Here is a 23,995-nt window from a genome sequence, read left to right as displayed (position 1 = left end):
GAAATTAAAAATCGAACTGCGCCGACACCTTGAAGGTGCGGCTGGCGCCCGGATACAGATAGCCGTCCGATTCCGGCGTCACGTCGCGCCAGTAGAACTTGTCGGCCACGTTGTTGACGGCGGCGCGCAGCACGGCGCGTGTGCCGGCGATGCGCGTGGCGTAAGCGGCGCCCAGGTTGAACACGTGGTACGACGGCACGAAGGTCGTGTTGTTGTACTCAAACGCTTTCTTGCCCGCATATTCCCAGCTGCCATTCACGCTCAGGCCCGCCACCTGTTGTACGGCGTAGTCCGCATGCACGGCCGCCTTGAAGGCGGGCACGTTGGGTACGCGCTTGCCGTCGAGGTCCGCATTGCCCGTGCCCGACTGCTGGCTGTTCAGGGCCGTCACGGAAGCGCCCAGGCTCAGGTTGGCGCTTGCCTTGCCCTGCGCCGACAATTCCAGGCCGCGGTGCTGGGCCTGGCCTTCGCGCACGAAGTAGCCGGCCGTGTTCTGGAATTCCAGGCCCTTGCGGATCTGGAACAGGCTGGCCGCCAGCATGAAGTCCGGCGTTACATCCATCTTGGCGCCGAGTTCGATCTGCTTCGAGCGGCTCGGCGACAGTTCTTCATTGGCATTCATCGCCTTGCGGTCGGCCGTGCCGCCATGTTCCATGCCCTGCGAATAGGCCGCATACACGGACACATTGTCGAGCGGGGTATAGACGAGCGATACATTCGGCAGCAGGAAATCGTGCTTGGCGCGGATTTCCGTGTCGGCCTTCAGCACGTACTGGTAGCCATCGACATTGATATGGCGCAAGCCGCCATGCAGTTTCCAGTTCGGCGCCAGGCTGACGATATCCTGCACGAAGACGGCGTTTTCCGTATCCTTGCGCACCAGGCGCACGGGACCCGTGACGCCTGGCGACGTGCCGACGATCTGCGGCTGGTAGATGTTGCTCACGCCGACCCAGTCGTACACGTACAGGCCGGCACGGTCCTTGCGGCGGAAGGTCGAGACGCCGGCCGTGAGTTCATGGCGCAGGGAGCCGGTGGCGAACTTGCCCTGGATCATGGCTTGCGCGCTCAGCGGTTTTTTCGTCTCGCCCAGGCTGCGGTAGTCATACACGTCGTAGTCGCCATTGCCGCAGAAGCCGGGGTACAGGTCCTGTCCGCTGCAGCCATACGGGAAGGCCGTGTAATCGTCGCGCTTGAACGAGTGCTGGTTGGCCGACAGGGTGGCATGCCAGTCGTCATTGAAGGCGTACTGGAAGCGCAGGCCGATATTGCTGGTGACGGTTTCCACGGGGCGCGTCCACGGCTGCAGGTTGAGCATGGCGTCGGCACTGATACCGGTCGGCAAGGTCTTATTGTTCAGCAGCTGGAAGCCGGGCGCCGTGGCCTGCGCCTTGTCCTGGTAGTCGGCGTCCAGTTGCAGCAGGGCTTGCGGCGAAATCTGCCAGTCGAAGGCACCGGAAATGAACTTGCGGTTGCCGTCCGCGCCCTTGATGTAGGAGCGCAGGCGCTCGGCCGCCACGTTGACCCGGTAGCCGAAGCGCGTGTCTTCCAGGCGGCCGCCCAGGTCGACGGCACCGTACAGGGTGCCCCGCTCGCGCGTTTCCACGGTGACCGTGCGCAGCGGCGCGGCGGTGGGGCGCTTGACGATGAAGTCGATCACGCCGCCCGGCGCGGCCACGCCTGCCTGCAAGCCGGCCAGGCCTTTCAGCACTTCGATGCGTTCCTTGTTTTCCAGCGGAATTTGCGTGTCGCCAGGAATGGCCACGCCATCCTTGCGGTAGCTGGAATTGTTGTCGAGCTTGAAACCGCGGATCGTGAACTGTTCCGCATAACCGACGGCGTTGTAGGCATCGTTGATGCTGGCGTCGAGCTTGACGGCATCGCTGAGATTGCGAATTTGCAAGTCCTGCATGTCTTTCTGCGAAATGACGGTGACGGACGCGGGCGTCTGCAGCAGCGGCGCATCGCTGAAACCGCCCACGGAGGCGCGCTTGGCGGCCGGCGCCTTGCTGGCCGTGACGACGACTTCGGCCATGCTTTGCGCCTGCGGGTCGGCCGCTTCGGTGGTGTCATTCGCGGCGAAGGCAGGCGCGGCAAACGCGTGCAGGATGGCCAGGGTCAGGACGGAAACAGATAAATTCGGTTTGGACATAGATTGCTCGTGGTTCAAGCCGTCTCGGGAAAGAGCACGGCAGGCTGCTTGTTCGGCTGGCGCCAACGCAGGAGCTATCAAAGGAGGGAGGTACTTTGCGCTTTCCTTCGCTGGCATTATCCAGATCAGGTACGAAGGGTATCTCTCACCCGGATGACTGCTCCAGGACCCCTAGCGGTTGACAGCTTAGCATGAAGCACGGCCAGCTGTCCCACCCGGCTGACCGTTTTACAACAGTGTCGACGAAATCTACAGACTCAGTTCCAGCACCTTGCGGCTGACATCCGGCGTGATGTCGCGCTGTTCGCCCAGCGCCGTCATGCCGTGCGCTTCCAGGGCGGACACGACGGCGTCCACACTGGCATGGTTCAGACCGTAGTCGGCCAGGCGCGTCTTGACGCCCATGTGGCGGAAGAAGAATTCCGTGCGCGCGATGGCCGCCTCGATGCGGCCCTCTTCGTCGCCGCCATCGAGGCCCCACACGCGGGCCGCGTATTGCAGCAGCTTGGCGCGCTTGGCCTGCTTGCGCACGCGCAGCATGCTGGGCAGGATGATGGCCAGGGTCTGCGCATGGTCGAGCTCGTACAGGGCCGTCAATTCGTGGCCGATGGCGTGCGTGGACCAGTCCTGCGGCACGCCCACGCCGATCAGGCCGTTCAAGGCCAGGGTGGCGCTCCACATCACGTTGGCGCGCACGTCGTAGTCGTCCGGGTGCGACAGGGCTTTCGGGCCTTCCTCGATCAGGGTCAATAAAATCCCTTCCGCGAAGCGGTCTTGCACGGACGCGTTCACGGGGTAGGTCAAATACTGTTCCATCACATGCGCGAACGCATCGACGACGCCGTTGCCCACCTGGCGCAGCGGCAAGGTGAACGTTTTCGACGGGTCCAGCACGGAGAATTTCGGATACACCTTGCGGCTCATGAACGAGCGCTTTTCCTGGGTGGCTTTGCGCGTGATCACGGCCGAGCCATTCATTTCGGAACCCGTGGCCGGTAACGTCAAAACGGTGCCGAAGGGCAGGGCGGCTTCGACGATCTTGCCGCCTTTGGCCAGGATGTCCCACGCTACGCCCTCGTGCAGGGCGGCGGCGGCGATGAACTTGGTGCCATCGACCACGGAGCCGCCGCCGACGGCCAGCAGGAAATCGATGCGCTCGCTTTTCACCATGGCCACGGCCTGCATCAGGGTTTCATAGCTGGGATTGGGTTCGATGCCGGCAAATTCCAGCACCGTGTGGCCGGCCAGCGCCGCCCTGACTTCATCGTAGACGCCGTTCTGCTTGATGCTGCCGCCGCCGTAGGTCATCAGGACCCGCGCCTGGGGCGGGATCAGGCCGGCGATGGCGGCGATCTGGCCCTGGCCGAAGAGGATTTGCGTCGGATTGTAAAAATCGAAATTGAACATGGGGCTCCCGCTGCCGAGGTGTAGGCTGTTGCTGAGGCATGATTATGGCCGAACGGGTGAAATCGTGTCGTGGACGCTTGAGCTTTTCGTCCGCGCGGTGGAGAATGCAGCCGATGTCACCACCACGCGAAAAGGAATGCGCATGACCACCGTCCCACTGGAAGAATCCGGCTTGCCCGCCACGGCGCTCGACATGCACCGCGCCATCGGCGCCGCCATCGCCGCGCTGCAGGCGCTGGACTTGAACAGCCAGCGCTTCGAGGCGTGCACGGACCCCGAACTGCGCCGCGTGCTCGCGCATGCGGGCGACACGAGCCGCAAGGAAGCGGCCATGCTGCTCGAATGGATGCGCCGCCGCGACGCGCGCCTCGATACGGCCATGAAAGAAGCGCTGTTCAAGGCGGGGCCAATTGTTGCTCAGTATCACTATGACGAGAAAATATTGTAACTATTGGTTTGTTGTTGTGGCGTACCATGCGCCATTTAACCTTTGCTTCGCGTAGACTGTGCCCCGAACACGATTTTGGGGGAGTCTGCAGAAATGAAATCATTACCATACCGAGAAGGCAGCTGGTTTGCCGTGCCCCTGCCGGGCGGCGGTTATGCCGTCGGCGTGGTGGCGCGCAGGGCGCCTGCCGGGCGCATCATGCTGGCGTATATGTTCGGGCCGAAGCGCGACAGCTTGCCCACACTGGAAGAGCTGGAAGGCTTGCGGCCGGAACAGGCCGTGCGCCGCCTGCGCACGGGCGACATGGCCCTGCTCAACGAGCGCTGGCCCTTGCTGGGCGACAGTGCTCACTGGGAGCGCGATGCCTGGCCCATGCCGGCTTTTATCCGCCGCAATGAATCCCTGCAGCGCGCCTGGCGCGCCAGCTATGCGGACGCCGATCCTGCCAAGCTGAACCGAGAGGAATCAATCCCCTTCGACACGCCGGGCATGGAAAGCGATTCCCTGTACGGCTATGGGGCGACGGAATTGTTGATGAGTAAATTGCTGGCGCAGGAGCAGGCGTCGGCTTGATGGCTGCCGGGCGGCCTTGGTGCCGGAACCTGCATCGGACCGCGTAGGTCGGCTTAGCGCAAAGCGCGTAAGCCGACACCACCAGCGGCCCAGGTCAACAATGTTGTCGGATTACGCGAGGCAAGGCCTCGCTAATCCGACCTACGCCGCTTATGCCGCCGGCAAGCTGATCTGAAACGCCAGGCCGCCGCCTTCGCGGTTGCGCACCTGTAATTCGGCGCCGTGGCGCAGCAGCACGCGGTCGACGATGGCCAGGCCCAGGCCAGCGCCGTTGGCTTGTCCGCGCGCCGTGTCGAGGCGGGTGAACGGCTTCATCAGCTGCTCGATCTTTTCCGCCGGCACGCCCGTGCCGTGGTCCTGTACCTCGATGATCACCTTTTTCGCGCCGTGGCTGGTGCGCACCTGGCAGGCGATGTCGATTTCCGTCACGTCGCTGCCCGGCGTCTTGCCATAGCGGCGCGCATTCTCGATCAGGTTGTTCAGCACGCGGCGCAAGTCGGTGGGGTTGCCCATCGCATGCGCGCCATCGGCGATAGTGGCGTTGAGCTTCACATCCGGCAGGCGCATCGCTTCGCGCGTCATGTCGTTGAGCAAACCGCTGAGGTCGACATCGGTAAAGCTCGACGCTTCCGTCGGCTTGGCGTAGTCGAGGAACTGGCCGATGATGGCGTCCATCTGCCCGATATCGGACTGGATGCCTTCGCGCGCCTCGTCCGACAGATTGGCCATTTCCACTTCCAGCTGCATGCGCGCCAGCGGCGTGCGCAAGTCGTGCGAAATGCCGGCCAGAATCACGGCGCGGTCCGATTCCACTTGTTTCAGATCATCGACCATCTGGTTGAAGCTGCGGTTCGCCTCGATGATTTCGATCGGCCCTTTTTCCGGCAACGGCGCCGGCTGCTTGCCCTTGGCGATGTCGCGCGCGGCCGCCGTCAGACGCGACAGCGGCAGATTGATCAGGCTGGAAATGATGGCCGCGCCCAGCAGCGACAGCAGGGACACCAGGCTGGCCCAGCCCAGCCACTGGAAGCCCGTGAGGCCGCGCAGGCGCTCGCGGTCCAGCATCAGCCAGTATTCGTCGTCGTCGATCTTGAAGCTGACCCAGAAGCCGGCCACGCCGTTGACGCGCGCGGAAAAGCGCGTGTCCTTGCCCAGTTTGGCCTTCACCAGCGCCTCGATCTCGGGCATCAGGTAATTGTCGGGCGGCGGCTCGATGCGGTCGTCCTCTTCCAGCGAGAAGATGCGGATGCCTTCGTTGCTGACGAGGTCGAACAGCAGCTCGCGGCGCAACTCGGGCGCCGAGTGCGTCAGTGCCGCATGCGTGATGGTGACGACGGAAATGATCTGGGCGGAAATCTGCTGCGCCTGCGGCTCGCGCTGGATGACGGAAATCATGCCGATCCAGGTGATCATGCTGACCGTGGTCAAGGTGCCGAGCAGCAAAAAGGTGCGCCAGAACAGGCCGCTTTTCAGCCGCGCCAGGCTGATATCGGGAACAAGCTTCATCATGCCTCGCCAGCGATCAGCGCGGCTGTCCGTCCGGGATGAAGACGTAGCCGAGGCCCCACACGGTCTGGATGAAGAGCGGGCTCGACGGATCGGGTTCGATCAGTTTGCGCAGGCGCGAAATCTGCACGTCCAGGCTGCGGTCGAACACTTCGTATTCGCGTCCGCGCGCCAGTTCCATCAGTTTTTCGCGCGACAGCGGCTGGCGCGCATGGCGGGCAAACACTTTCAATACGGAAAATTCGCCCGTGGTCAGCGGCACCGTTTCGCCGTTCTTTTTCAAGGTGCGCGTGCCCAGGTCCAGCACGAAGTCGCCGAACTCGAAGGTTTGCGGCGTTTCCGACGGCGCGCCCGGGATTTCATCGGGACCCTTGCGGCGCAGCACGGCGCCGATGCGGGCCACCAGCTCGCGCGGATTGAACGGTTTCGGCAGGTAGTCGTCGGCGCCCATTTCCAGGCCCACGATGCGGTCCACGTCCTCGCCCTTGGCCGTCAGCATGATGATCGGCGTCTGGTCGCCCGCGCCGCGCAGGCGGCGGCAGATCGACAGGCCGTCTTCGCCGGGCAGCATCAGGTCGAGCACCAGCAAGTCGTAGCGTTCGCGCAGCCACAGCTTGTTCATGGCCGTCGCGCTCTCTGCCGTGAAGACATTGAAGCCCTGTTCGGTCAGGTAGCGCCGCAGCAGGTCGCGCAGGCGCACATCGTCATCGACCACCATGATTTTTGCCTGGTGGCCATGGATCGATTGCGTTGTTGTATTGCTGCCGGTAGTGGAGGTTGTGGTCATTTAGGGTGTCGTGTTATCTTATATTAGTTGCTATAGTAACGCCTCGCGCGGCGTCGGCAAGGGGCTGTGGCGACCCATTACAAAGTGTTACAAACTTTACCCAATTACTCTTACTGCACCGTGTAAAGCATCATACACTGGGGCCACAGTGGAAATCAGCTTTAGTTTATACGGCATCGCGGAAGAGGAACTCAATGAATATCTTTACTAAAAAAATTCACGCCGCTCCCAGCGCAGCTATTGCCGCACGTACGACTGTGCTGTCCGCATTTGCCGTTTGTTCCGTGTTTGCCGCCAGCCTGGCGCTGGCGCAAAACCAGCCGCCGCCACGCCGTGACGACCAGCAGCAAATGCAGGCCCAGCGGTATGAACAGGTACAGCGCAGCAATAGCAATGATACGCGACTGCGCGAACAGCGTGACGCACGCAGTTTCGACACCCGCGCCGAAGAGCAGCGCCGCGCCAACGAGGGCGCGGACGCCTCACGCCGCACGGGCCGCATGACGCCCGACGAGCGCCGCGACCTGCGCCGCCAGATCAACGAAGTGGGCCAGGATATTTACTCGAATCCGCCGCGTCGTTGATGACATCCGGCAATACCTACTGCGCGTCGCGACTTGTGGCCTGCGATGCTCACTGTACTAAAGTACAGTGAGCATCGCAGGCCACAAGTCACTTCCGCTCGCTACGGTCTTACCAGATGTCGTGACTTTACCTGAAACATCCATCTCCATTTTTCATTCCCCTGTTTGTTGCGCCAGGATTATGCTAATCCGGCATACCGCCACGCCCCGTGATATTGTTCTAGTGCACTGAGACAATTCTCTGAATGTGTTGCAGGGGGAGGCAAGTGGTGAGCGACGACGACACACCCGTTCCTGATGCGGCCCCCGCAGGCGGCCTGCCGTACGGCCTGCTCCAGCGCGACGGGGGCGTGTTCCTGGACCTGTCGCTGGCGCCGGCGCAGCTGCGCGCCGCCGTCGACCAGCTGTTCCAGTCGGGGCAGTTGCTGGCTGGCCTCGATTACGGTTTGTTCCTGCTGACCCTGTTTCATGCCCCCACGCCCCGCGCCGCGCCCAAGGGTGACGCCTTGCTGCGCATCGCCGTGCGCGTGGCGCCATTTTCACCCCAGCGCCGCGCCCTGTATAAACAGGTCAAGATCCACGGCGACAGCGCCGAGTTTTACTTTGAAGCATTGCTTCCTGACGCCGATGGCCAGGTGCCTGTGCGCCGCGAGTTTGACGAGCTGGTGGCTGACCTGTGGTGCAAGGGTGTGCACTACGGCATCGATAGTGTGGCCGTGCGCGCCATTCTCGCCAGCGGCAAGGCCGAGCGCATCACGGTGGCGCGGGTGCTGCCGCCGCAGCCGGGGCGCGACGCCCAACTGGTCGAGGTGTCGCAAGGCATCCACCGCGACGATGCGCCGCGCGAACGCTCCGATGGCCGCCTCGATTTGCTCAGCTTCAAGAACCGCTTTCCGCAAGTCAAAAAACACGCGCGCCTGCTGCGTCTGCTGCCAGGTGCGCCCGGCTTGCCCGGCTATGACCTGGCCGGCAAGGCCCTGCCGCCGCCCGCGCCGCTGGCGCTGGACCTGGCCACAGTGGCGGGGCCGGGCACGGCGGTCGAACATTTCAGCGATGGCGATTTCGTCGTGGCCACCCAGGCTGGTTACGTGAATGTCGATGAGGGCGGCAAGATCTCCATCGAGAACAAGATCGTCAGCCGCGAAGGCGTCAGCAGCCGCACCACGGGCAATCTGAAGCTGCGCGCCGCCTACGAGGAGTATGGCGACGTGCAGGAGCAGCGTCAGCTCGACGGCAGCGATATCACCATCCATGGCGACGTGTATGGCCATTTGCACTCGCATGGCGGACTGATCTTGTTGCAGCGCAACCTGGTGGGCGGCACGGCGTTCAATGAACACGGCGATGTGCGCGTCGAGGGCGTCGCTTCCGGTTCCGTGCTGCAGGCGCTCAGCGGCGAAGTGCATGTGAAGCGCGCCGAAAGCTGTGTCATCGCCGGCACGCGCGTGGTGATCGACAGCGCCAGCAATTGCGAGATCATCGCCGACGAGGTCGTCATCGAACTGGCCGAAGGCTGCGCCGTGGCGGCGCGCACCATCCGCATCGGCAGCGCCGGCCCGCGCAAGCAGGTGGAAATGCTGCTATTTCCCCTCGTGCCCGATTTGAGCGCCCTGGAGCAACAGATCGCCGAGAGTCTGGCCAAGGCCGCGCAGTACCAGCAGGTGCAGCACAAGCGCCAGCAGGAAATCGATGCCATCGCGCAGTTGCCGGAAGTGCGCAACTACCTGACCCTGGCGGGCCAGCTGCGGCGCGGCGAATTGCAGCTGCAGCCGGCGCAACAGCTGCAATACGACAAGCTGGCCGCGCGCATCGCTCCCGTCCTGAAGGAAGTGGCGCGGCTGCGCGTGGAAGTCAAGCAGTCGGAAATTCTGCAGGCGCAAATGCTGTCCTTGGTGGCGCAGCTGCGCCAGGAGCGGCAGGCGACGGCTGGCCAGTCGCGCTGCAGCCTGGGCCTGGTCGATGGCGAGACGACGGTGCGCGCCCTGGTCGTGCCGCCCGGGCCGGCCAAGGTCTACGACCGGCCGCCGAAAGAGATCAAGGCCTTGCTGCGCAGCGCCACGCCGGCCACGCAAGCCGTGTTTGCGAACAGCACGGGCAGCCTGGACTGGACGTATGCGCCGCCGCCCTAGCGTTTAATCCGTGACCTTGCCGCGCGACTGCTTGAGGACGCTGTGCGTGCTCTTGCTGTCGAGGCGGCGCCGCTGCGAACTGCGCGTGGGCTTGGTGGCGCGCCGTACGGCGGGCAGGAACGTGACGCTGTCGATGATTTCCTGCAGCCGGCGCAAGGCTTCTTCCTTGTTCTGCTCCTGGCTGCGCGACTGCTGCGCCTTGAGCACCAGTACGCCATCCTTGCTGATGCGGCTGTCGCGCAGGGCCAGCAGACGCTCCTTGTACGCTTCCGGCAGCGACGAGGCGGCGATGGGGAAGCGCAGATGGATGGCGCTGGACACCTTGTTGACGTTCTGCCCGCCCGGGCCCTGGGCGCGGATGGCGGAAAATTCAACTTCAGCGGGGTTGACGAGGTGTTGCATGGCCTGCCTGTAGGGAGTGATGTGGGTATTGTAAGGGAAGATGGCTGCGCCGGCGCAAGGGCGGGCGGCCAGTCGATGATGTCTTCCGGGAAAGTTGATGTTTCTCAACGCTGGAGGCGGGGATGCTGGTTAGCATGGGCCAACGTTGCGCCACTGCGCATCCTGGCAGCGCTTACCGGATGAAAGGAACACCATGCAGCCCACGACCACGCCTGGCGCCGCAGCGACGGCGGAACGCGGCACCGCGCAATCCCTGACGCAGTACTTGAGCTTTCGGCTGGGCGGCCTGGAATACGGCCTCGATTACCGCTGCGTGCGGGAATTGCGTGCCATCAAGGAGCTCGACCGTTTTTCTTCGGAAGGGGAAGTGCTGCACAGCGTGGCCGTCTCGCGCGGCGTGATCATCCCCATCGTGGATATGCGTGCCGCGTTCGGCAGCGCCCACGGCGCGCCAGACCCGGCCACCGACGTGATCATCCTGCAGCTGAGTAATGGCGTGATGGGCATGGTGGTCGACGGCGTCACCGATATCGTCAGCCTGGCGCCCGCCGACATCGCCGCCGTGCCCGGCCTTGGCGAGGCGGAGGCCGATTACCTGCTGGGCCTGGCCACGGTGGCGGGACGCCGCTTGATCCTCGTCGACATCGACCGCCTGATGGCAATCCGCAGCCCCGGTCCCATGCAGGTGGCCTAAAAAAAAAGACGACCTGAAGGTCGTCTTTTGTCGCTGCTTGATTAACCGAGTTTTTCCAGCTGATCCTGCAAGTCCAGCCATTCCGCTTCCAGCTGCGCCAAGTCCTTGGTGAAGAAGGTCTGGTCGGCCAGCAACTGTTTCAGCTTGGCCTTGTTGGCCGCGTCGTAGATGGTCGGCTCGCCCAGCTTTTCTTCCGTTTCCGCCTTTTGCGCGTTGCGCTTGGCGATTTGCTCTTCCTGGCGCTTGATCTTGTTTTCGATCGGCTTGCGCAGGGCGGCCGCCTTCTGGCGCTCTTCCGCTTCCTGGCGCTTGTCGCGCACGGGCGCGGCAGGGGCGGCTGCCGGCACAGGGACGGACGACGTTACCGGGAAGTCGGTCTTGTTGGCCTTGCCGGCGGCCGGCAGCACATCGGTACCCTTGCCCAGCTTGGTCTTGAACAGCCAATCCTTGTAGTCGTCCAGGTCGCCGTCGAACGGCTGCAGCTTGCCGTCGGCGACGATGATGAATTCGTCCGTGGTGGCGCGCAGCAAATGGCGATCATGGGATACGACGACCAAGGTGCCTTCGAACTGGGCCAGCGCTTCCGTCAGCGCTTCGCGCGTTTCCAGGTCCAGATGGTTGGTCGGTTCATCGAGCAGCAGCAGGTTCGGACGCTGCCAGACGATCAGGGCCAGCGCCAGGCGGGCTTTTTCGCCGCCCGAGAACGGCGCGATCGACGCGGTGACCATGTTGCCGGGGAAGTTGAAGCCGCCCAGGAAGTTGCGCAGTTCCTGCTCGCGCACGGTCGGGGCGATCTTCGCCAGATGCCACAGCGGCGATTCGTCGTGGCGCAGCATTTCCACCTGGTGCTGGGCGAAGTAGCCGATGTTGAGGCCCTTGCCCATGGTGGCGTCGCCCGTCAATGGCATCAGTTCGCCGGCGATGGTCTTGATCAGCGTCGATTTGCCGGCGCCGTTCTGGCCCAGGAGGCCGATACGCTGGCCGATCTGCAGCGAAAACTTGATGCCGTTGACGATGGTCTTGTGCGTGATCTCGCCCGTCGCTTCGTTTTCGATCTTGTAGCCCGCATCGACGTCTTCCATCACCAGCAGCGGGTTCGGGGCGCTCAAAGGCTCGCGGAATTCGAACGAGAATTCGGCGGCGGCGCGCAGCGGCGCCAGTTCTTCCATCTTCGCCAGCGCCTTCATGCGGCTTTGCGCCTGGCGGGCTTTCGAGGCTTGCGCCTTGAAGCGGTTCACGAACGATTCCAGATGGGCACGCTTGCGCTGCTGCTTTTCCAGCGCGCCGGCGGCCAGGATCATCTGCGCTGCGCGTTGGCGCTCGAAGCTCGAATAGTTGCCCGAATAGCGTTTCAGCTTGCGCTCGTCGATATGCACGACGACGTTGACCACTTCATCGAGGAAGTCGCGGTCATGGGAAATGATCAGCAAGGTGCCGGCGTAGCGCTTGAGCCAGTCTTCCAGCCAGATGATGGCGTCCAGGTCCAAGTGGTTGGTCGGCTCATCGAGCAGCAGCAGGTCGGACGGGCACATCAGCGCTTGCGCCAGGTTCAGACGCATGCGCCAGCCGCCGGAGAAACTGGCGACAGGCTGCTGCATCTGGTCCAGGGTAAAGCCCAGGCCCAGCAGCAATTGCTCGCCGCGCGACTGCACGGTATATGCATCGGCATCGGCCATGGCGCTGTAGATCTCGCCGATGGCGATGCCGTTTTCCGACGTGGCCGGCTCCGATTCCAGGCGCGCCAGTTCCGCTTCCAGCTTGCGCAAGGTCACGTCGCCGTCGATGGCGTAATCGAGCGCGGCACGGTCCAGCGGCGGCGTTTCCTGCGCCACGTAAGCCACGCGCCATTTGGCCGGGAAATCGATCTCGCCCTGGTCAGGGTGCAATTCGCCGCGCATCATGGCGAACAGGCTCGATTTGCCCGCGCCATTGGCGCCGATCAGGCCGATCTTGTCGCCCGGATTGAGGGTGACATCGACTTGTTCGAGCAACGGTTTGATGCCGCGCATCAGGCTTACTTGTAGGAAACGTATCATTTTTTTCTTTGTAAAGGCTGGGCTTTACCCCTCGCCGTAAAAACATCGTGTAGGTCGGATTAGCCCGAAGGGCGTAATCCGACGGGTGCCGCACAGGCATGTCGGATTACGCTACGCTAATCCGACCTGCCAAGTCGATCAAACCAGCTTGAGCTGCTCGGCCGTCAGCAGGAATACCATGTCGTCGCCGGCGCTCGTCGTCAGCCAGGTCAGGCCCAGCTCGCCGAAGGCCGCTTCCGCGTAGGCGCGCTCGTTGCCGATTTCAATCATCAGGATGCCGTCGTCCGTCAGGCGCTCGGCTGCGCCGGCGATGATCTTGCGCACCAGGTCCATGCCGTCGCTGCCGCCGTCGAGGGCGATTTGCGGTTCGGCCAGGTATTCCTGGGGCAGGGCGCCCATCGACGCGGAATTCACGTACGGCGGGTTGCTGATGATCAAATCGTATTTCTTGGCCGGCACGTTCGTGTACAGGTCCGATTCGATCAGGTTCACGCGGTCTTGCAATTTGTACGTGTCGACGTTGCGCTTGGCCACGGCCAGCGCGTCGGCGGAAATGTCCACGGCGTCGACCTGGGCGTTCGGGAAGGCGTCGGCCATCATGATGGACAGGCAGCCCGAACCGGTGCACAGTTCCAGGATGTTTTCCACGGCTTCCGGTTCCGCCACCCACGGCGAGAAGTATTCAGGGATCAGCTCGGCGATGAAGGAGCGGGGCACGATCACGCGCTCGTCGACGTAGAAGTTATACGTGCCCAGCCAGCCTTCCTTGGTGATGTAGGCGGCTGGCACGCGGTCGATGCTGCGGCGGTCGATGACCGTCATCACGCTGGCCACTTCCGACGGCAGCAGCTTGGCGTCGAGAAACGGTTCGAGCTTGTCGAGCGGCAACTTCAAGGTGTGCAGGATCAGATAAGCCGCTTCGTCGAACGCTTCGGCGCTGCCGTGGCCGAAAAACAGCTTGGCGGTATTAAAACGGGTAACGGCGTAGCGCAGCAGGTCGCGTGGCGTGGAAAACGGGTTCGGGGTCATGGCATTCTCGAAAAGACGGTGTTCTGGCCCGCCGTGACGGGCCTCGGTATTCTGGTTCAGACGGGCAGCAAATGCTCCAGCGTGCGCCGGTAAATATTCTTCAGAGGATCGATGTGGCGCAGTTCGATGTGCTCGTCGATCTTGTGAATACTGGCATTGGGCGGCCCGAATTCTATCACTTGGGGGCAGATTTGCGCGATAAACCGGCCATCCGAGGTGCCGCCCGTGGTCGACAGCTCCGTCGTGAGGCCCGTTTCTTCGAGGATGGCCGCCGACAGCGCATCGCTCAAGGTGCCGCGCGGCGTGAGGAAGGGCAGGCCGCTCAGGGTCCACTGCAAATCGTATTGCAAATCATGCTTGTCGAGGATGGCGTGGACCCTTTCCTGCAAGTTTTCCGCCGTGCTGGCCGTGGAAAAGCGGAAGTTAAAGTCGATCACCATGTCGCCTGGAATGACGTTATTGGCGCCCGTGCCCGCGTTGATGTTGGACATTTGCCACGAGGTCGGCAGGTAATACTCGTTGCCCGCGTCCCATTTTTCCTCGACCAGGTCGGCCAGCGCCTGCGCCGCTTCGTGGATCGGGTTTTTCGCCAGGTGCGGATAGGCGATGTGGCCTTGCACGCCCTTGATGGTCAAGCGGCCCGACAGCGAACCGCGGCGGCCGTTCTTGATCATGTCGCCCAGCTGCGCGCTCGAGGTCGGCTCACCCACGAGGCAATAGTCGATCTGCTCGCCCCGTTCCTTCAGTTTATCGCAGACGATGACGGTGCCGTCCGTGGCCGGGCCTTCCTCGTCGCTGGTGATCAGAAAGGCGATCGAGCCCGTGTGTTCGGGCGTGGCGGCAATGAATTCCTCGCAAGCCACCACCATGGCGGCGATCGAGGTCTTCATGTCGGCCGCGCCACGGCCGTACAGCTTGCCGTCGCGGTGCGTGGGAATGAACGGTTCCGAGCGCCATTGCTCGACGGGGCCGGTCGGCACCACGTCCGTATGGCCGGCAAAGACGAACACGGGGGACGTCGTGCCACGGCGCGCCCACAGATTGGTGACGTCGTTCGACTGGATCGTTTCGCAGACGAAGCCCAGCGGCGTGAGGAGGTCGATCAGGTGCTGCTGGCAGCCCTTGTCGTCGGGCGTGACCGAGGACAGGGCGATCAGTTTTTCGGTCAGGGCGAGGGTTTTGGAGGTGGTCATGGTGTGGAGCGGGAGCGTACCCTTGGGACTCGGCGTCCCCGTACGACCCCAGCTTTGCAGGTGTCGGGTTTAAACTGAAAAAATGCTCTTGTACTGGGCATCGGAAAACGCCACGCTGAACTGGCCATCCTTGTCCAGCACGGGGCGCTTGATGATGGACGGGTTTTCCAGCATCAGGTCCAATGCGCTGGCCGCGTCCGTGATCGACGCTTTGCGCTCGTCGGACAGGGCGCGCCAGGTCGTGCCTTTCTTGTTGACCAGCACATCCCACGGCAATTGCCCGAGCCACGCTTCCACTGTGGCGCGTTCCAGGCCCTGCTTCTTGAAGTCGTGGAAGGTGAAATCGAGTTGCTGCGCGGCCAGCCAGGTGCGGGCCTTTTTGACGGTATCGCAGTTGGGGATACCGTAGAGTGTAATGGTCGTCATGGGTAGGGCTAAGGGGAATGAATGCGGTTCGCTTGATCGCGGCGCTTGCGCCAAGTCAAAATGCGATGGTAGCCGCCATTATACAGTCGATGCGCAGTCGATGCGGCAGTGCAACACGGTTGCATGTTACGGGCAGGTTCAGGACCACGCGCTGCGGATGCCCAGTTGCGTCGCCACCTGGCCGAAGTCGCGGTGCGCGGATAGCGGCGTGGCGGACGCCATCGCCAGCTTGGGCGTGGCCCGGTGGAACAGTACCACTGCCGTTTCATCATTCTTGTGGCGCGACATGTAGAGCATGCCATCGACCTCATCCGGATGCGCATGGATGGCGGCCGACCAGGCTTTGGTCGTTTGATACGACGCTGTGCCGCCGAGTCCCGCGTGGCCGCCCAGCTTCCGAAGGGCGGCACCCGTCAAGTCGGCCAGGACGAGTGCTTCTCCCGTGAACCGTATGACAAAGCGCGCCTGTATCACGGCCAGGCCGATGATGAAGTGGTTGCGGATGGGCTTGCGGTCGTGCATCAGGGTTTCAGCCAGCGCCACGGCCAGCGACATGCCCAGGTAGCAGGTGCCGAAGCGGGCCGCCGCTTGTGGGTGGGGATCGTCGAAGCGGTAGGTATTCGCCCTGCCGAAGTATGGTTCACCCGTGGCATGGCCGGAAACCCGGTACAAGGTGGCAGGATCGCAGCGCACCGTTTGCAGCGATGCGGGCAGTTGCGGCAAGCGGGGCAGGCGCAAGGTTGCCACGGGGGGCGCCGCTATTCGTCGGCGTAGGCGCGGGCGGCCGCCATCACGGCGTCGAGTTTTCCTTTTGCCAAGGCTTGCAGCGGCGACTTGCCGCCCAGCGACAGGCGCGGGGCGGTAAAAAAGTCCCATTTTGCGGCGCCGGGCAAGTCACCGAGAATTTTGCTGATTTTTTCCAGCGTGTGCCGGTCGTGGCGGGGATCGGCGAAAAATGCCGGGTAAACATATTCGCCGGAGGCGCCGCGCAAGGCGAACAGGCGTCTGGCTTTCAGTGCCGCACTGAGTGCCTGCGGCGTGACTGCCAGCCGGGCGCGCAATTCGGGGCCGGACAGCAAGCTGTGCGAGGCCACGTCTTTTTCACGCTGATGCCGTTCCTGTTCTTCCAGGCCGCGCATGAATTGCCGGGTGCTGACGTGGCCTGTCTGCGTATCGTTGCCGGAAGCCATGCTCAGCTCCCGCTCTGCCACGATATCGAGATCGTGCCGCATTTGCGCCAGCAGCGCGGGCCGGTCGTCGCGCGGCACGGCATCCAGCAGCGATGCATAGGCTTCCTGGAAGGTGTCTTGCGCAATGTTGAAGCGCAAGCCTGTGGCGCTGGCAGCCAGTGTGGCGGCCAGCTGCTCAGCCAGCGGGGATGCCGATTCAGCATCTTCGGCTTCGCAGGCTGGCTGGTCATTTGTTGAGTGGTTGCGATGTGTGTTCGACATGGCCGTATCCTTAAAAGGCATGTCTCAGCATAGGATAGCAAGTCAAACAAAGCAAACAAAGCAAGGAGATTAACTCTATCTGCCTTGATGCAGCACAAACCTGCGGCGTTGTCTCTTACACAGGCCGGGGCGTCGTCTTCCCACATTCCGAAGAACCGAAATGCAGGCCCAGCCGCAAGGCCAGGGCGCGCAGGGCGCCGCTTTCCTGCAGGTGCAGGGCCAGCGCGATGTGGCCGTCGGGGCGCACGAGGTAGGCCGCGTCGCGGCCCAGGCCGGCCAGCTTGGCGGCCACGTTATAGGTATAGCAATGCACGGGCAGTTTCAGCACGCGCGCCTCGTCGAGCAGTTCCGGCGCCGGCTCGCCATAGATGTGCAATTGCCAATCCATGCTGCGCAGGGCGATAAAATTGTCTTGCGTGCCGTCCGAGAACCAGGGCAGGCGGTCGCCGCCGCGCAGGTATTCCGCATGGCCGGCGGAGAGGGCGCTGTCTTCATAGCTGATCTCGATTTGCGACACGGTCTTGAACAGCAAGCGGCGCGCCCGCGCGAAGCCGGACAGGAAGGGCAGCGCGTGCGGCACCAGCCAGCGCCGCAGGAATTGCCCGGCGATGCCCTGCGCGACGATGGCCTGGAAGGCGCGGTCGGTGGTGGCGACGAGCTTGCGGGCAAACACGATGCGCTCGCTTTCATAGGTGTCGAGCAGGGCATCGTTGCTCTGGCCATGCAGCTTTTGCGCCAGTTTCCAGGCCAGGTTGACGGCGTCGCCCAGGCCCGTGTTCATGCCCTGGCCGCCCACGGGGCTGTGCAAGTGGGCCGCGTCGCCCAAAATGAAGCAGCGGCGCGCACGGAACTGGCCCGCCACGCGGTGATGGACTTTATAGGTGGAAAACCAGTTTACGTGTTCGACGTGGATGCCCAGCAGGGTTTCCACGTCGCCGCGCACGTCGTCGAAGACGGGCGCGGGCGCGCCGTCGGGACGGTCGGACAGGATGCCGATCAGGCGCTGCATGCCGCTGGTGCGCACGGGCAACATCAGCGCAAAAGAGTTCGCGCCCAGGTGGGCATGCAAATCCGTGTTGTTGCCGGCCACTTGCGCATCAGCCACGTAGTACAGGTGGTCGTAGGTGCCGCCGGAAAATTCGAAGCCGGCGATCTCGCGTACCTTGCTGCGGGCGCCGTCGCAGCCGCAGATATAGTCAAACGTGCAATATTGACGCTCACCATTGTTGAGCAGGATGGCTTGCACTTCGCTATCATCCTGCGTCCACAAGTCCAGCGTGACATTCCATTCCACGTGCACGCCGGCCGCCGCCAGCTTGCTGATCAGAAAGCGTTCATGCTCGTCCTGGGGCAGGCTCAGCACGAAAGGATAGGGGCTCAGGCCTTCGCCGATCTCGCCCAGCGCCAGCTTGACCAGCTCCTCGCCCCCTTCATGGATGTGCATGGCATTGATCTTGATGCCCACGCTGACCAGTTCGTCGGCAAAGCCCAGCTGCTGGTAAAACTCCAGGGTGCGCGCATGCACGGCCATGGCCCGCGACGCCTGCCCGGGGCCGCTGTTTTTATCGATGATGCGGCAATCGACGCCATGGCGCGCGAGGCGCAAGGCAAGCATGAGGCCGGTAGGACCGGCGCCGACGATCAATACGGGAGGAGTATTCATGCCATCCAGTATAGGACAGGATGGGAGAGGACAGCGGGACGATTGAAGTTGCTAGTCGGAAATGAAAATGTCCCGCCGGATGGCAGGACATGATTTTTTACGTGCGTCTCGACGCCTCTGCAAACCGTAGCGAGCGGATGCGCGGCGTGGCCGAGAAGCGCAACCGTACATGCGTACGGTGAGCATCGCCGGTCGCGCCCCGCGACGCGCAGCAGGTTTACAGAGGTGTCATCAGATGCCGCGCAGGAGTTCGTTGATGCCGGTCTTGGCGCGGGTTTTTGCATCCACGCGCTTGACGATCACGGCGCAGTACAGCGAGTACTTGCCATCTTCCGAAGGCAGGTTGCCCGAGACCACGACGGAACCGGCCGGCACGCGGCCGTAGGTCACTTCGCCCGTGGCGCGGTCGTAGATCTTGGTCGACTGGCCGATGTACACGCCCATCGAGATGACGGAATTTTCTTCGACGATCACGCCTTCGACGATTTCCGAACGGGCGCCGATGAAGCAGTTGTCTTCGATGATGGTCGGGTTCGCTTGCATCGGCTCCAGCACGCCGCCGATGCCGACGCCGCCGGACAGGTGGACGTTCTTGCCGATCTGCGCGCAGGAACCGACGGTGGCCCAGGTGTCGACCATGGCGCCTTCATCGACGTAGGCGCCGATGTTGACGTAGGACGGCATCAGCACGACGTTCTTGGCGATGAAGCTGCCGCGGCGGGCAACGGCTGGCGGCACCACGCGGAAACCGCCCTTGGCGAAGTCTTCGGCCGTGTAGTTGGCGAACTTGGTCGGCACCTTGTCGTAGAACTGCATCGTGCCGTCGGACGGCAGGACGACGTTGTCTTCCAGGCGGAACGACAGCAGCACGGCTTTCTTGACCCACTGGTTGACGACCCAGTCGCCCGAGGTTTTTTCCGCCACGCGGATGCTGCCGTTGTCCAGGCCATTGATGACGTGGGAGACGGCGTCGCGCAGTTCGGCCGTGCCGTTGCGCGGATTGATCTCGGCGCGGTTTTCCCAGGCCTGGTCGATGATGGTTTGCAGTTGTTGGCTCATGATGATGTCTTGTTCATTTAGTTGGTTGATGCGGATGCGGAAAGCTGCTGGCAGAATTTTACTATGCGCAACGCCGCTTCCAGCCCTTCGGCCGTTTCGGCCACCAGGGCCATGCGGATGCGGTTGCGGCCCGGATTGATGCCGTGCGCGTCGCGCGCCAGGTAGCTGCCAGGCAATACCGTGACATTATATTCGGCGTACAGGCGTTGCGCGAATTCGGTGTCGGACAGGCCCGTGCGGCTGACGTCGGCCCACAGGTAGAAGCCGGCGTCCGGCAATTGCACGTCCATCACCGATTGCAGCAGCGGCGTGATGGCGTCGAACTTGGCGCGGTACTTGGCGCGATTTTCCTCGACATGGGTTTCGTCGTTCCAGGCCGCGACGGAGGCCGCCTGCACGGCGGGGCTCATGGCGCCGCCGTGGTAGGTTCGGTAGAGCAGGAATTTTTTCAGTACTTCGGCGTCGCCGGCAACGAAGCCCGAACGCATGCCCGGCACGTTCGAGCGCTTCGACAGGCTGGAAAACACCACCAGGCGCGCATACGGGCGCTCGATGGTGGACAGGCCCAGCATGTGCGCCGCCTGCAGCGCGCCCAGCGGAGGCGTGTCGCCGTGGTAGATCTCGGAATAGCATTCGTCGGCGGCGATGACGAAGTCGTAGCGCTCGGACAGGGCGAACAGGTGTTCCCAGTCCGTCAGGGTGAGCACGGCGCCCGTCGGATTGCCCGGCGAACACAGGAACAGCAGCTTGACCTTTTCCCACACGCTGGCCGGTACGCTGTCGTAGTCGCAGCCGAAATTGCGCGCCGGGTCGGAATTGACGAAATACGGTTCGGCGCCGGCCAGGTAGGCGGCGCCTTCATAGATCTGGTAGAACGGATTCGGGCTGATCACGAGCGAACCGGCCGATGGATCGATCACCGTTTGCGCCAGCGCAAACAGCGCTTCGCGCGAACCGTTCACGGGCAGGATTTGCGTGGCAGGATTGAGCTTGGGGATGCCGTAGCGGCGTTCCAGCCAGCCGGCAATCGCACCGCGCAAGGCTTCCGAGCCGATGGTGGTCGGATAGCTGGCCAGGCCATGGATATTGTCGACCAAGGCCTGCTCGATGAAGGCCGGTGTCGGGTGCTTGGGTTCGCCCATGCCCAGGCTGATGGGCGCATACTCGGGATTGACCGTCACGCCGGCAAACAGCTGGCGCAGCTTTTCAAAGGGATATGGTTGCAGTTTAGCAAGAAGTGGATTCACGGAGCGGACCAGGGCAAGAGTGGGGTGATAGTGTCGCGTATGGATTGCCTGGCATGGCGCAATGACGCCGGTCAAGCAATCAGCTTAGCCTTTTATTATAGCCGTCCTCGGGCGCGGGCTGTGCAAGTGGGCTGTTGTTGACCTGCACGGCATGTCGCTCCCGGGCTTGGCAAGGTAAAATACGCTATGTCTACCTTACTTCCCACCTTGCTTGCCATTGAAACATCGTCCGAACTCGCGTCCTGCGCCTTGTTGCGCGGCGATGTCGTCCTGTCCCGCGCCTCGTCGGGCGTGCGCACCCATTCCCAGTCTATTCTGCCCATGGTGCAGGAATTGCTGGCCGAAGCGGGCGTGACCCTGGCCGACGTCGACGCCATCGCCTACGGCTCCGGCCCCGGCTCGTTTACGGGCGTGCGCACGGCCTGCGGCATCGCCCAAGGCCTGGCCTATGGCGCCAAGCTGCCTGTCGTGCCCGTCGTCACGCTCGACGCCATGGCCCTCGCTTGCCACCAGCAGCATGGCGCGCAGCGCATCGTGACCGTGCTCGACGCCCGCATGGGCGAAGTGTACTGGGCGCAATATGGCTATCAAAATGGCTTGCAAGCCGTCCTGCCGCCGGCGCTGAGCGCGCCGGCCGGCGTGGCGCCGCAAGGCGACGTGGTTGGTTGCGGCAACGGCTTTGCTGCCTATGCCGAAGCGCTGGCCGCGCTGCCATGCGCCGCCACGGCCGATGCCGCCATCATGCCGCACGCCGTGCAAGTGGCGCAGCTGGCGCGCCTCGCCTTTGCGGCCGGTCATGTCGTGACGGCGGCCGAGGCGCAGCCTTTGTATTTGCGCAACAAGATCGCTTATACCAGTGCCGAACGCCTCGACATGCAACAGGCCAAGGCCGCTGCGGAGTCGGCACAATGATGGAGACGGGCAAGGACAGCGCGGCAGGCTGGGACTTGCTGCGCCTCGACTATCAGCCGATGCAGGAAGCGGACTTGATTGAGGTGCTGGCGCTGGAACAGCGCGTCTACCCGCATCCCTGGACGCACGGCAACTTTGTCGATTCCCTCAAGAGCGGCTATCCGGCCTGGGTGCTGCGCGACGTGGACGGCACCTTGCTTGGTTATTTCTTGCTGATGCTGGTCGTCGACGAGGCGCACTTGCTCAACGTTGCCGTCGAGAGCGCCATCCAGGGCCAGGGGCTGGGCCGTTTCCTGCTGAACCAGTCCTGCGCCTGCGCGCGCCAGCTGGGCATGGAATCGATGCTGCTGGAAGTGCGTCCGTCGAATGTCCGCGCGCTCGATATTTACCAGCGTTTTGGATTTGAACAGATAGGCCGGCGCAAGGGATACTATCCGGCCAGCAACTCGCAACGTGAGGACGCCATCGTGATGCGTTATACCTTATGAGCCGCAGCGCCGTTTTTCTCGATGAAATGGGCGTCGGCCCCTTGTGGCGCTTGCGCCAGGGCGCCGCACCCGAGGCTGTCGACGTCGTCGCTGAGACCGCAGTGGAGGCGGAAGTGGCCGTGGCGGAACCCGTGGCTGAGATGGCTGCACCTGTGGTCGAAGTGCTGGCCGAGGTGGCAGTCGTGGAGGCCGAGGCGCCCGTCGTCGTTGCCGCTACGCCAGTGCCTGCCGCCGCGCCTGACGACACGGCCTGGTTCGACGATGCGCCGCCACCGCCGCCCGCCAGACAGCTGAGCGATAGTGACATCGCCGCCCTCGACTGGGAAGGCTTGACGTCGGCCGTCGCCAAGTGCGCGCGCTGCGACTTGTGCAAGACGCGCAAGGGCGTCGTCATGGGCCGTGGCGACCGCCAGGGCGCGTGGCTGATGCTGGCCAGCAGCCCTTCGCGCCTGGAAGAGCGCGAAGGGCGCGCCTTGCCGGGCGAGCAGGGCAAATTGCTCGACAATATGCTGAAAGCCATCGACGTCGATGCGGGCAGCGATGTGTATATTACCCACTTGCTGAAATGCCGTCCGCTCGACGAGACGGGCCAGGAACGCTTGCCCACCGAGGCCGAGTCGGCCGCCTGCCGTCCGTATTTTGACCGCGAACTGGCCCTGCTGCAGCCGCGCACCATCGTCACCCTCGGTTCGATGGCCGCCGCCGGCATCAATCCCGGCGAAAAACCCGTACGGGGCAAGGTGCGCCAGCTAGGCAGTGCGTCCGTCGTGGCCACCTTCCACCCAGAGCAACTGTTGCAGGACGGGACGGGCAAGGCCAAGGCGCGTGCCTGGGCCGACCTGTGCCTGGCGAAAAGCACGCACGGTGGTTGATACGGCCGTCTCTACCTTCCAAGCCCGCTTCGAACGCCGCTGGGGCCATCTGACGCACCCCCGCGTGCGGGCGCTGGCCTGGCTGCTCGACTCGCCCGACTTGCTCGATCCTGCCAGCCCCCACTGGGGCGGGCGCATCGCCAGCTTGCCTCCCGTCACGCCTGCCGTGGCGGCGTGGCTGGGGGCGCTGCAGGATGACCCGTCACCGCTCGATGCGGCGCTGGGGCCCCGATTCTATTCCCGCCTGGGCCTGTACGCTGAAAAGCTGCTGGCCTTTTATTTTGAGCAACATGGCTTGCTGGCCGCGCATGGCTTGCAAGTGCAGGTCAACCGCAACGACACGGTGGGCGAGTTTGATTTTCTGCTGCGTGACGAGAGTGAATTGCTGCACTGGGAATTTGCCACCAAGTTCTACCTGCTCGAAGGGGCGCCCGATCCCGGCGACTTCAACCATTTGATCGGCCCGAACCTGGCCGACACCCTGGGCTTGAAGATGCGCAAGATTCTCGACAAACAACTGGCCTTGTCCCGCCACCCGGCCGCGCAAACCCTGCTGGCGCACCCCGTGCGCGCGGCGCAGGCGCTGGTCAAGGGCTGGCTGTTTTATCCGGCAGGCGTGACGCCCGCCATGGACGGTATTTCCCCCGAACACGGTCACGGTTTCTGGTGTACGCCGGCCCAACTGCCCGAGCAGCGATACGTTGTGCTGCCGCGCCTGCAATGGCTGGCGCCGTTCAAGGGCCGCGACGTGGAAGTGCTCGACGTGGAGGCCCTGCGCACGCAGTTGTTTGATCTGGCGCAACCGGTGATGGTCGCCACCGTGGATACTATCGAAGGCTGGGAAGTGGAGCGCACGCGCGGTTTTGTCGTGCCGCATGACTGGACGCAGCAGGCTGCCGCGCGGCGGCTGACAGGTGCGCTACCTGCGTAATGTTGG

General features: G+C 63.4%; 23 protein-coding genes and 1 riboswitch. Of the genes, 9 read left to right on the top strand and 14 right to left on the bottom strand.

Translation table 11 applies throughout. The annotated features are described in order from the left end of the window. Positions 1-4: 4 nt before the first annotated feature. Both AC1Q6X_RS00720 and AC1Q6X_RS00715 read right to left on the bottom strand, forming a co-directional pair. Positions 5-2,152: a TonB-dependent siderophore receptor gene (locus AC1Q6X_RS00720; RefSeq protein WP_492494504.1), complete on the bottom strand. Its 2,148-nt coding sequence runs from the start codon at positions 2,150-2,152 to the stop codon at positions 5-7. Positions 2,153-2,237: 85 nt separating this feature from the next. Beyond that, positions 2,238-2,335, bottom strand: a riboswitch (TPP riboswitch). Between the two features lie 66 nt (positions 2,336-2,401). Then, positions 2,402-3,559, bottom strand: coding sequence for an iron-containing alcohol dehydrogenase (locus tag AC1Q6X_RS00715; RefSeq protein ID WP_492494502.1), 1,158 nt, complete (start codon positions 3,557-3,559; stop codon positions 2,402-2,404). 142 nt (positions 3,560-3,701) lie between these two features. Here AC1Q6X_RS00715 and AC1Q6X_RS00710 point away from each other — a divergent pair, with 142 nt between their 5' ends. Together AC1Q6X_RS00710 and AC1Q6X_RS00705 are read left to right on the top strand one after the other, a co-directional pair. After that, the gene (locus tag AC1Q6X_RS00710; protein WP_070288812.1) at positions 3,702-4,007 is read left to right on the top strand and encodes a ferritin family protein; all 306 of its coding nucleotides are present in this window, start codon (positions 3,702-3,704) and stop codon (positions 4,005-4,007) included. Between the two features lie 93 nt (positions 4,008-4,100). Then, entirely contained in the window at positions 4,101-4,580 is a 480-nt protein-coding gene (locus AC1Q6X_RS00705) for an Imm26 family immunity protein (RefSeq protein WP_492494500.1), read from the top strand. Between the two features lie 150 nt (positions 4,581-4,730). On the opposite strand, the gene AC1Q6X_RS00700 is transcribed toward AC1Q6X_RS00705, so the two are convergent. Next, complete coding sequence (locus tag AC1Q6X_RS00700; protein WP_070288709.1) at positions 4,731-6,089, bottom strand: sensor histidine kinase; 1,359 nt, start codon at positions 6,087-6,089, stop codon at positions 4,731-4,733. 13 nt (positions 6,090-6,102) lie between these two features. Beyond that, positions 6,103-6,804, bottom strand: a complete 702-nt coding sequence (gene ompR, locus AC1Q6X_RS00695; protein ID WP_223278807.1) for an osmolarity response regulator transcription factor OmpR — start codon at positions 6,802-6,804, stop codon at positions 6,103-6,105. Positions 6,805-7,067: 263 nt separating this feature from the next. Here ompR and AC1Q6X_RS00690 point away from each other — a divergent pair, with 263 nt between their 5' ends. Beyond that, positions 7,068-7,457 (top strand): hypothetical protein, encoded by a 390-nt coding sequence (locus AC1Q6X_RS00690; protein ID WP_070224012.1) that lies wholly within the window; start codon positions 7,068-7,070, stop codon positions 7,455-7,457. A gap of 269 nt (positions 7,458-7,726) precedes the next feature. After that, positions 7,727-9,586 carry a flagellar assembly protein A gene (locus tag AC1Q6X_RS00685; RefSeq protein WP_492494498.1) on the top strand — a complete coding sequence of 620 codons (1,860 nt, stop codon included), beginning with the start codon at positions 7,727-7,729 and terminating at the stop codon, positions 9,584-9,586. A gap of 3 nt (positions 9,587-9,589) precedes the next feature. Here AC1Q6X_RS00685 and arfB read toward each other — a convergent pair whose 3' ends face one another. After that, positions 9,590-9,988 carry an alternative ribosome rescue aminoacyl-tRNA hydrolase ArfB gene (gene arfB / locus AC1Q6X_RS00680; protein ID WP_034749850.1) on the bottom strand — a complete coding sequence of 133 codons (399 nt, stop codon included), beginning with the start codon at positions 9,986-9,988 and terminating at the stop codon, positions 9,590-9,592. A gap of 193 nt (positions 9,989-10,181) precedes the next feature. Here arfB and AC1Q6X_RS00675 point away from each other — a divergent pair, with 193 nt between their 5' ends. Further along, a complete protein-coding gene (locus AC1Q6X_RS00675; RefSeq protein WP_230505209.1) occupies positions 10,182-10,682 on the top strand; it encodes a chemotaxis protein CheW in 501 nt (166 codons plus the stop codon). 41 nt (positions 10,683-10,723) lie between these two features. On the opposite strand, the gene AC1Q6X_RS00670 is transcribed toward AC1Q6X_RS00675, so the two are convergent. The 9 genes from AC1Q6X_RS00670 to dapC form a co-directional block, all read right to left on the bottom strand. Continuing rightward, positions 10,724-12,718 (bottom strand): ATP-binding cassette domain-containing protein, encoded by a 1,995-nt coding sequence (locus AC1Q6X_RS00670; protein ID WP_492494495.1) that lies wholly within the window; start codon positions 12,716-12,718, stop codon positions 10,724-10,726. 138 nt (positions 12,719-12,856) lie between these two features. Next, complete coding sequence (gene prmB, locus AC1Q6X_RS00665) at positions 12,857-13,747, bottom strand: 50S ribosomal protein L3 N(5)-glutamine methyltransferase (protein WP_070224006.1); 891 nt, start codon at positions 13,745-13,747, stop codon at positions 12,857-12,859. Between the two features lie 56 nt (positions 13,748-13,803). Next, on the bottom strand, positions 13,804-14,940 hold the full coding sequence (gene dapE / locus AC1Q6X_RS00660; protein WP_492494493.1) for a succinyl-diaminopimelate desuccinylase: 1,137 nt from the start codon (positions 14,938-14,940) through the stop codon (positions 13,804-13,806). A gap of 69 nt (positions 14,941-15,009) precedes the next feature. Further along, positions 15,010-15,366 carry an ArsC family reductase gene (locus tag AC1Q6X_RS00655; RefSeq protein ID WP_070288706.1) on the bottom strand — a complete coding sequence of 119 codons (357 nt, stop codon included), beginning with the start codon at positions 15,364-15,366 and terminating at the stop codon, positions 15,010-15,012. A gap of 138 nt (positions 15,367-15,504) precedes the next feature. After that, the gene (locus AC1Q6X_RS00650) at positions 15,505-16,113 is read right to left on the bottom strand and encodes an RES family NAD+ phosphorylase (RefSeq protein ID WP_492494491.1); all 609 of its coding nucleotides are present in this window, start codon (positions 16,111-16,113) and stop codon (positions 15,505-15,507) included. Between the two features lie 11 nt (positions 16,114-16,124). Further along, on the bottom strand, positions 16,125-16,817 hold the full coding sequence (locus AC1Q6X_RS00645; protein ID WP_492494489.1) for a hypothetical protein: 693 nt from the start codon (positions 16,815-16,817) through the stop codon (positions 16,125-16,127). A 115-nt stretch (positions 16,818-16,932) separates the two neighbouring features. Then, positions 16,933-18,480, bottom strand: coding sequence for an FAD-dependent monooxygenase (locus AC1Q6X_RS00640; RefSeq protein ID WP_492494487.1), 1,548 nt, complete (start codon positions 18,478-18,480; stop codon positions 16,933-16,935). Between the two features lie 231 nt (positions 18,481-18,711). Further along, positions 18,712-19,539, bottom strand: coding sequence for a 2,3,4,5-tetrahydropyridine-2,6-dicarboxylate N-succinyltransferase (dapD, locus tag AC1Q6X_RS00635; protein WP_070223998.1), 828 nt, complete (start codon positions 19,537-19,539; stop codon positions 18,712-18,714). Between the two features lie 17 nt (positions 19,540-19,556). Beyond that, a complete protein-coding gene (gene dapC, locus AC1Q6X_RS00630; RefSeq protein ID WP_492494485.1) occupies positions 19,557-20,786 on the bottom strand; it encodes a succinyldiaminopimelate transaminase in 1,230 nt (409 codons plus the stop codon). Positions 20,787-20,972: 186 nt separating this feature from the next. On the opposite strand from dapC, the gene tsaB reads away from it, so the two are divergent. Genes tsaB through AC1Q6X_RS00610 form a run of 4 tightly spaced genes read left to right on the top strand, consistent with a single transcriptional unit; the run spans position 20,973 to position 23,989 of the window. Then, entirely contained in the window at positions 20,973-21,698 is a 726-nt protein-coding gene (gene tsaB, locus AC1Q6X_RS00625) for a tRNA (adenosine(37)-N6)-threonylcarbamoyltransferase complex dimerization subunit type 1 TsaB (RefSeq protein ID WP_492494483.1), read from the top strand. Next, positions 21,698-22,186, top strand: a complete 489-nt coding sequence (gene rimI / locus AC1Q6X_RS00620; protein WP_492494873.1) for a ribosomal protein S18-alanine N-acetyltransferase — start codon at positions 21,698-21,700, stop codon at positions 22,184-22,186. The genes tsaB and rimI overlap by 1 nt, the downstream gene beginning before the upstream one ends. Next, a complete protein-coding gene (locus AC1Q6X_RS00615; RefSeq protein ID WP_492494481.1) occupies positions 22,183-23,058 on the top strand; it encodes a uracil-DNA glycosylase in 876 nt (291 codons plus the stop codon). The genes rimI and AC1Q6X_RS00615 overlap by 4 nt, the downstream gene beginning before the upstream one ends. Then, a complete protein-coding gene (locus tag AC1Q6X_RS00610) occupies positions 23,051-23,989 on the top strand; it encodes a DUF1853 family protein (RefSeq protein WP_492494479.1) in 939 nt (312 codons plus the stop codon). The genes AC1Q6X_RS00615 and AC1Q6X_RS00610 overlap by 8 nt, the downstream gene beginning before the upstream one ends. Positions 23,990-23,995: the final 6 nt, after the last annotated feature.

Source organism: Janthinobacterium sp. GW823-FHT06H09, from assembly GCF_058794735.1.
The sequence above is the reverse complement of the archived record's forward strand: the minus strand, read 5'-3'. Positions and strand labels throughout refer to the sequence as shown.

What these genes read in the sequence shown, in the direction of transcription:
- AC1Q6X_RS00720 (WP_492494504.1), bottom strand. Translation starts at nt 2,152, where the DNA reads ATGTCCAAACCGAATTTATCTGTTTCCGTCCTGACCCTGGCCATCCTG.
- AC1Q6X_RS00715 (WP_492494502.1), bottom strand. Translation starts at nt 3,559, where the DNA reads ATGTTCAATTTCGATTTTTACAATCCGACGCAAATCCTCTTCGGCCAG.
- AC1Q6X_RS00710 (WP_070288812.1), top strand. Translation starts at nt 3,702, where the DNA reads ATGACCACCGTCCCACTGGAAGAATCCGGCTTGCCCGCCACGGCGCTC.
- AC1Q6X_RS00705 (WP_492494500.1), top strand. Translation starts at nt 4,101, where the DNA reads ATGAAATCATTACCATACCGAGAAGGCAGCTGGTTTGCCGTGCCCCTG.
- AC1Q6X_RS00700 (WP_070288709.1), bottom strand. Translation starts at nt 6,089, where the DNA reads ATGATGAAGCTTGTTCCCGATATCAGCCTGGCGCGGCTGAAAAGCGGC.
- ompR (WP_223278807.1), bottom strand. Translation starts at nt 6,804, where the DNA reads ATGGTGGTCGATGACGATGTGCGCCTGCGCGACCTGCTGCGGCGCTAC.
- AC1Q6X_RS00690 (WP_070224012.1), top strand. Translation starts at nt 7,068, where the DNA reads ATGAATATCTTTACTAAAAAAATTCACGCCGCTCCCAGCGCAGCTATT.
- arfB (WP_034749850.1), bottom strand. Translation starts at nt 9,988, where the DNA reads ATGCAACACCTCGTCAACCCCGCTGAAGTTGAATTTTCCGCCATCCGC.
- AC1Q6X_RS00675 (WP_230505209.1), top strand. Translation starts at nt 10,182, where the DNA reads ATGCAGCCCACGACCACGCCTGGCGCCGCAGCGACGGCGGAACGCGGC.
- AC1Q6X_RS00670 (WP_492494495.1), bottom strand. Translation starts at nt 12,718, where the DNA reads ATGATACGTTTCCTACAAGTAAGCCTGATGCGCGGCATCAAACCGTTG.
- prmB (WP_070224006.1), bottom strand. Translation starts at nt 13,747, where the DNA reads ATGACCCCGAACCCGTTTTCCACGCCACGCGACCTGCTGCGCTACGCC.
- dapE (WP_492494493.1), bottom strand. Translation starts at nt 14,940, where the DNA reads ATGACCACCTCCAAAACCCTCGCCCTGACCGAAAAACTGATCGCCCTG.
- AC1Q6X_RS00655 (WP_070288706.1), bottom strand. Translation starts at nt 15,366, where the DNA reads ATGACGACCATTACACTCTACGGTATCCCCAACTGCGATACCGTCAAA.
- AC1Q6X_RS00645 (WP_492494489.1), bottom strand. Translation starts at nt 16,817, where the DNA reads ATGTCGAACACACATCGCAACCACTCAACAAATGACCAGCCAGCCTGC.
- AC1Q6X_RS00640 (WP_492494487.1), bottom strand. Translation starts at nt 18,480, where the DNA reads ATGAATACTCCTCCCGTATTGATCGTCGGCGCCGGTCCTACCGGCCTC.
- dapD (WP_070223998.1), bottom strand. Translation starts at nt 19,539, where the DNA reads ATGAGCCAACAACTGCAAACCATCATCGACCAGGCCTGGGAAAACCGC.
- tsaB (WP_492494483.1), top strand. Translation starts at nt 20,973, where the DNA reads ATGTCTACCTTACTTCCCACCTTGCTTGCCATTGAAACATCGTCCGAA.
- rimI (WP_492494873.1), top strand. Translation starts at nt 21,698, where the DNA reads ATGGAGACGGGCAAGGACAGCGCGGCAGGCTGGGACTTGCTGCGCCTC.
- AC1Q6X_RS00615 (WP_492494481.1), top strand. Translation starts at nt 22,183, where the DNA reads ATGAGCCGCAGCGCCGTTTTTCTCGATGAAATGGGCGTCGGCCCCTTG.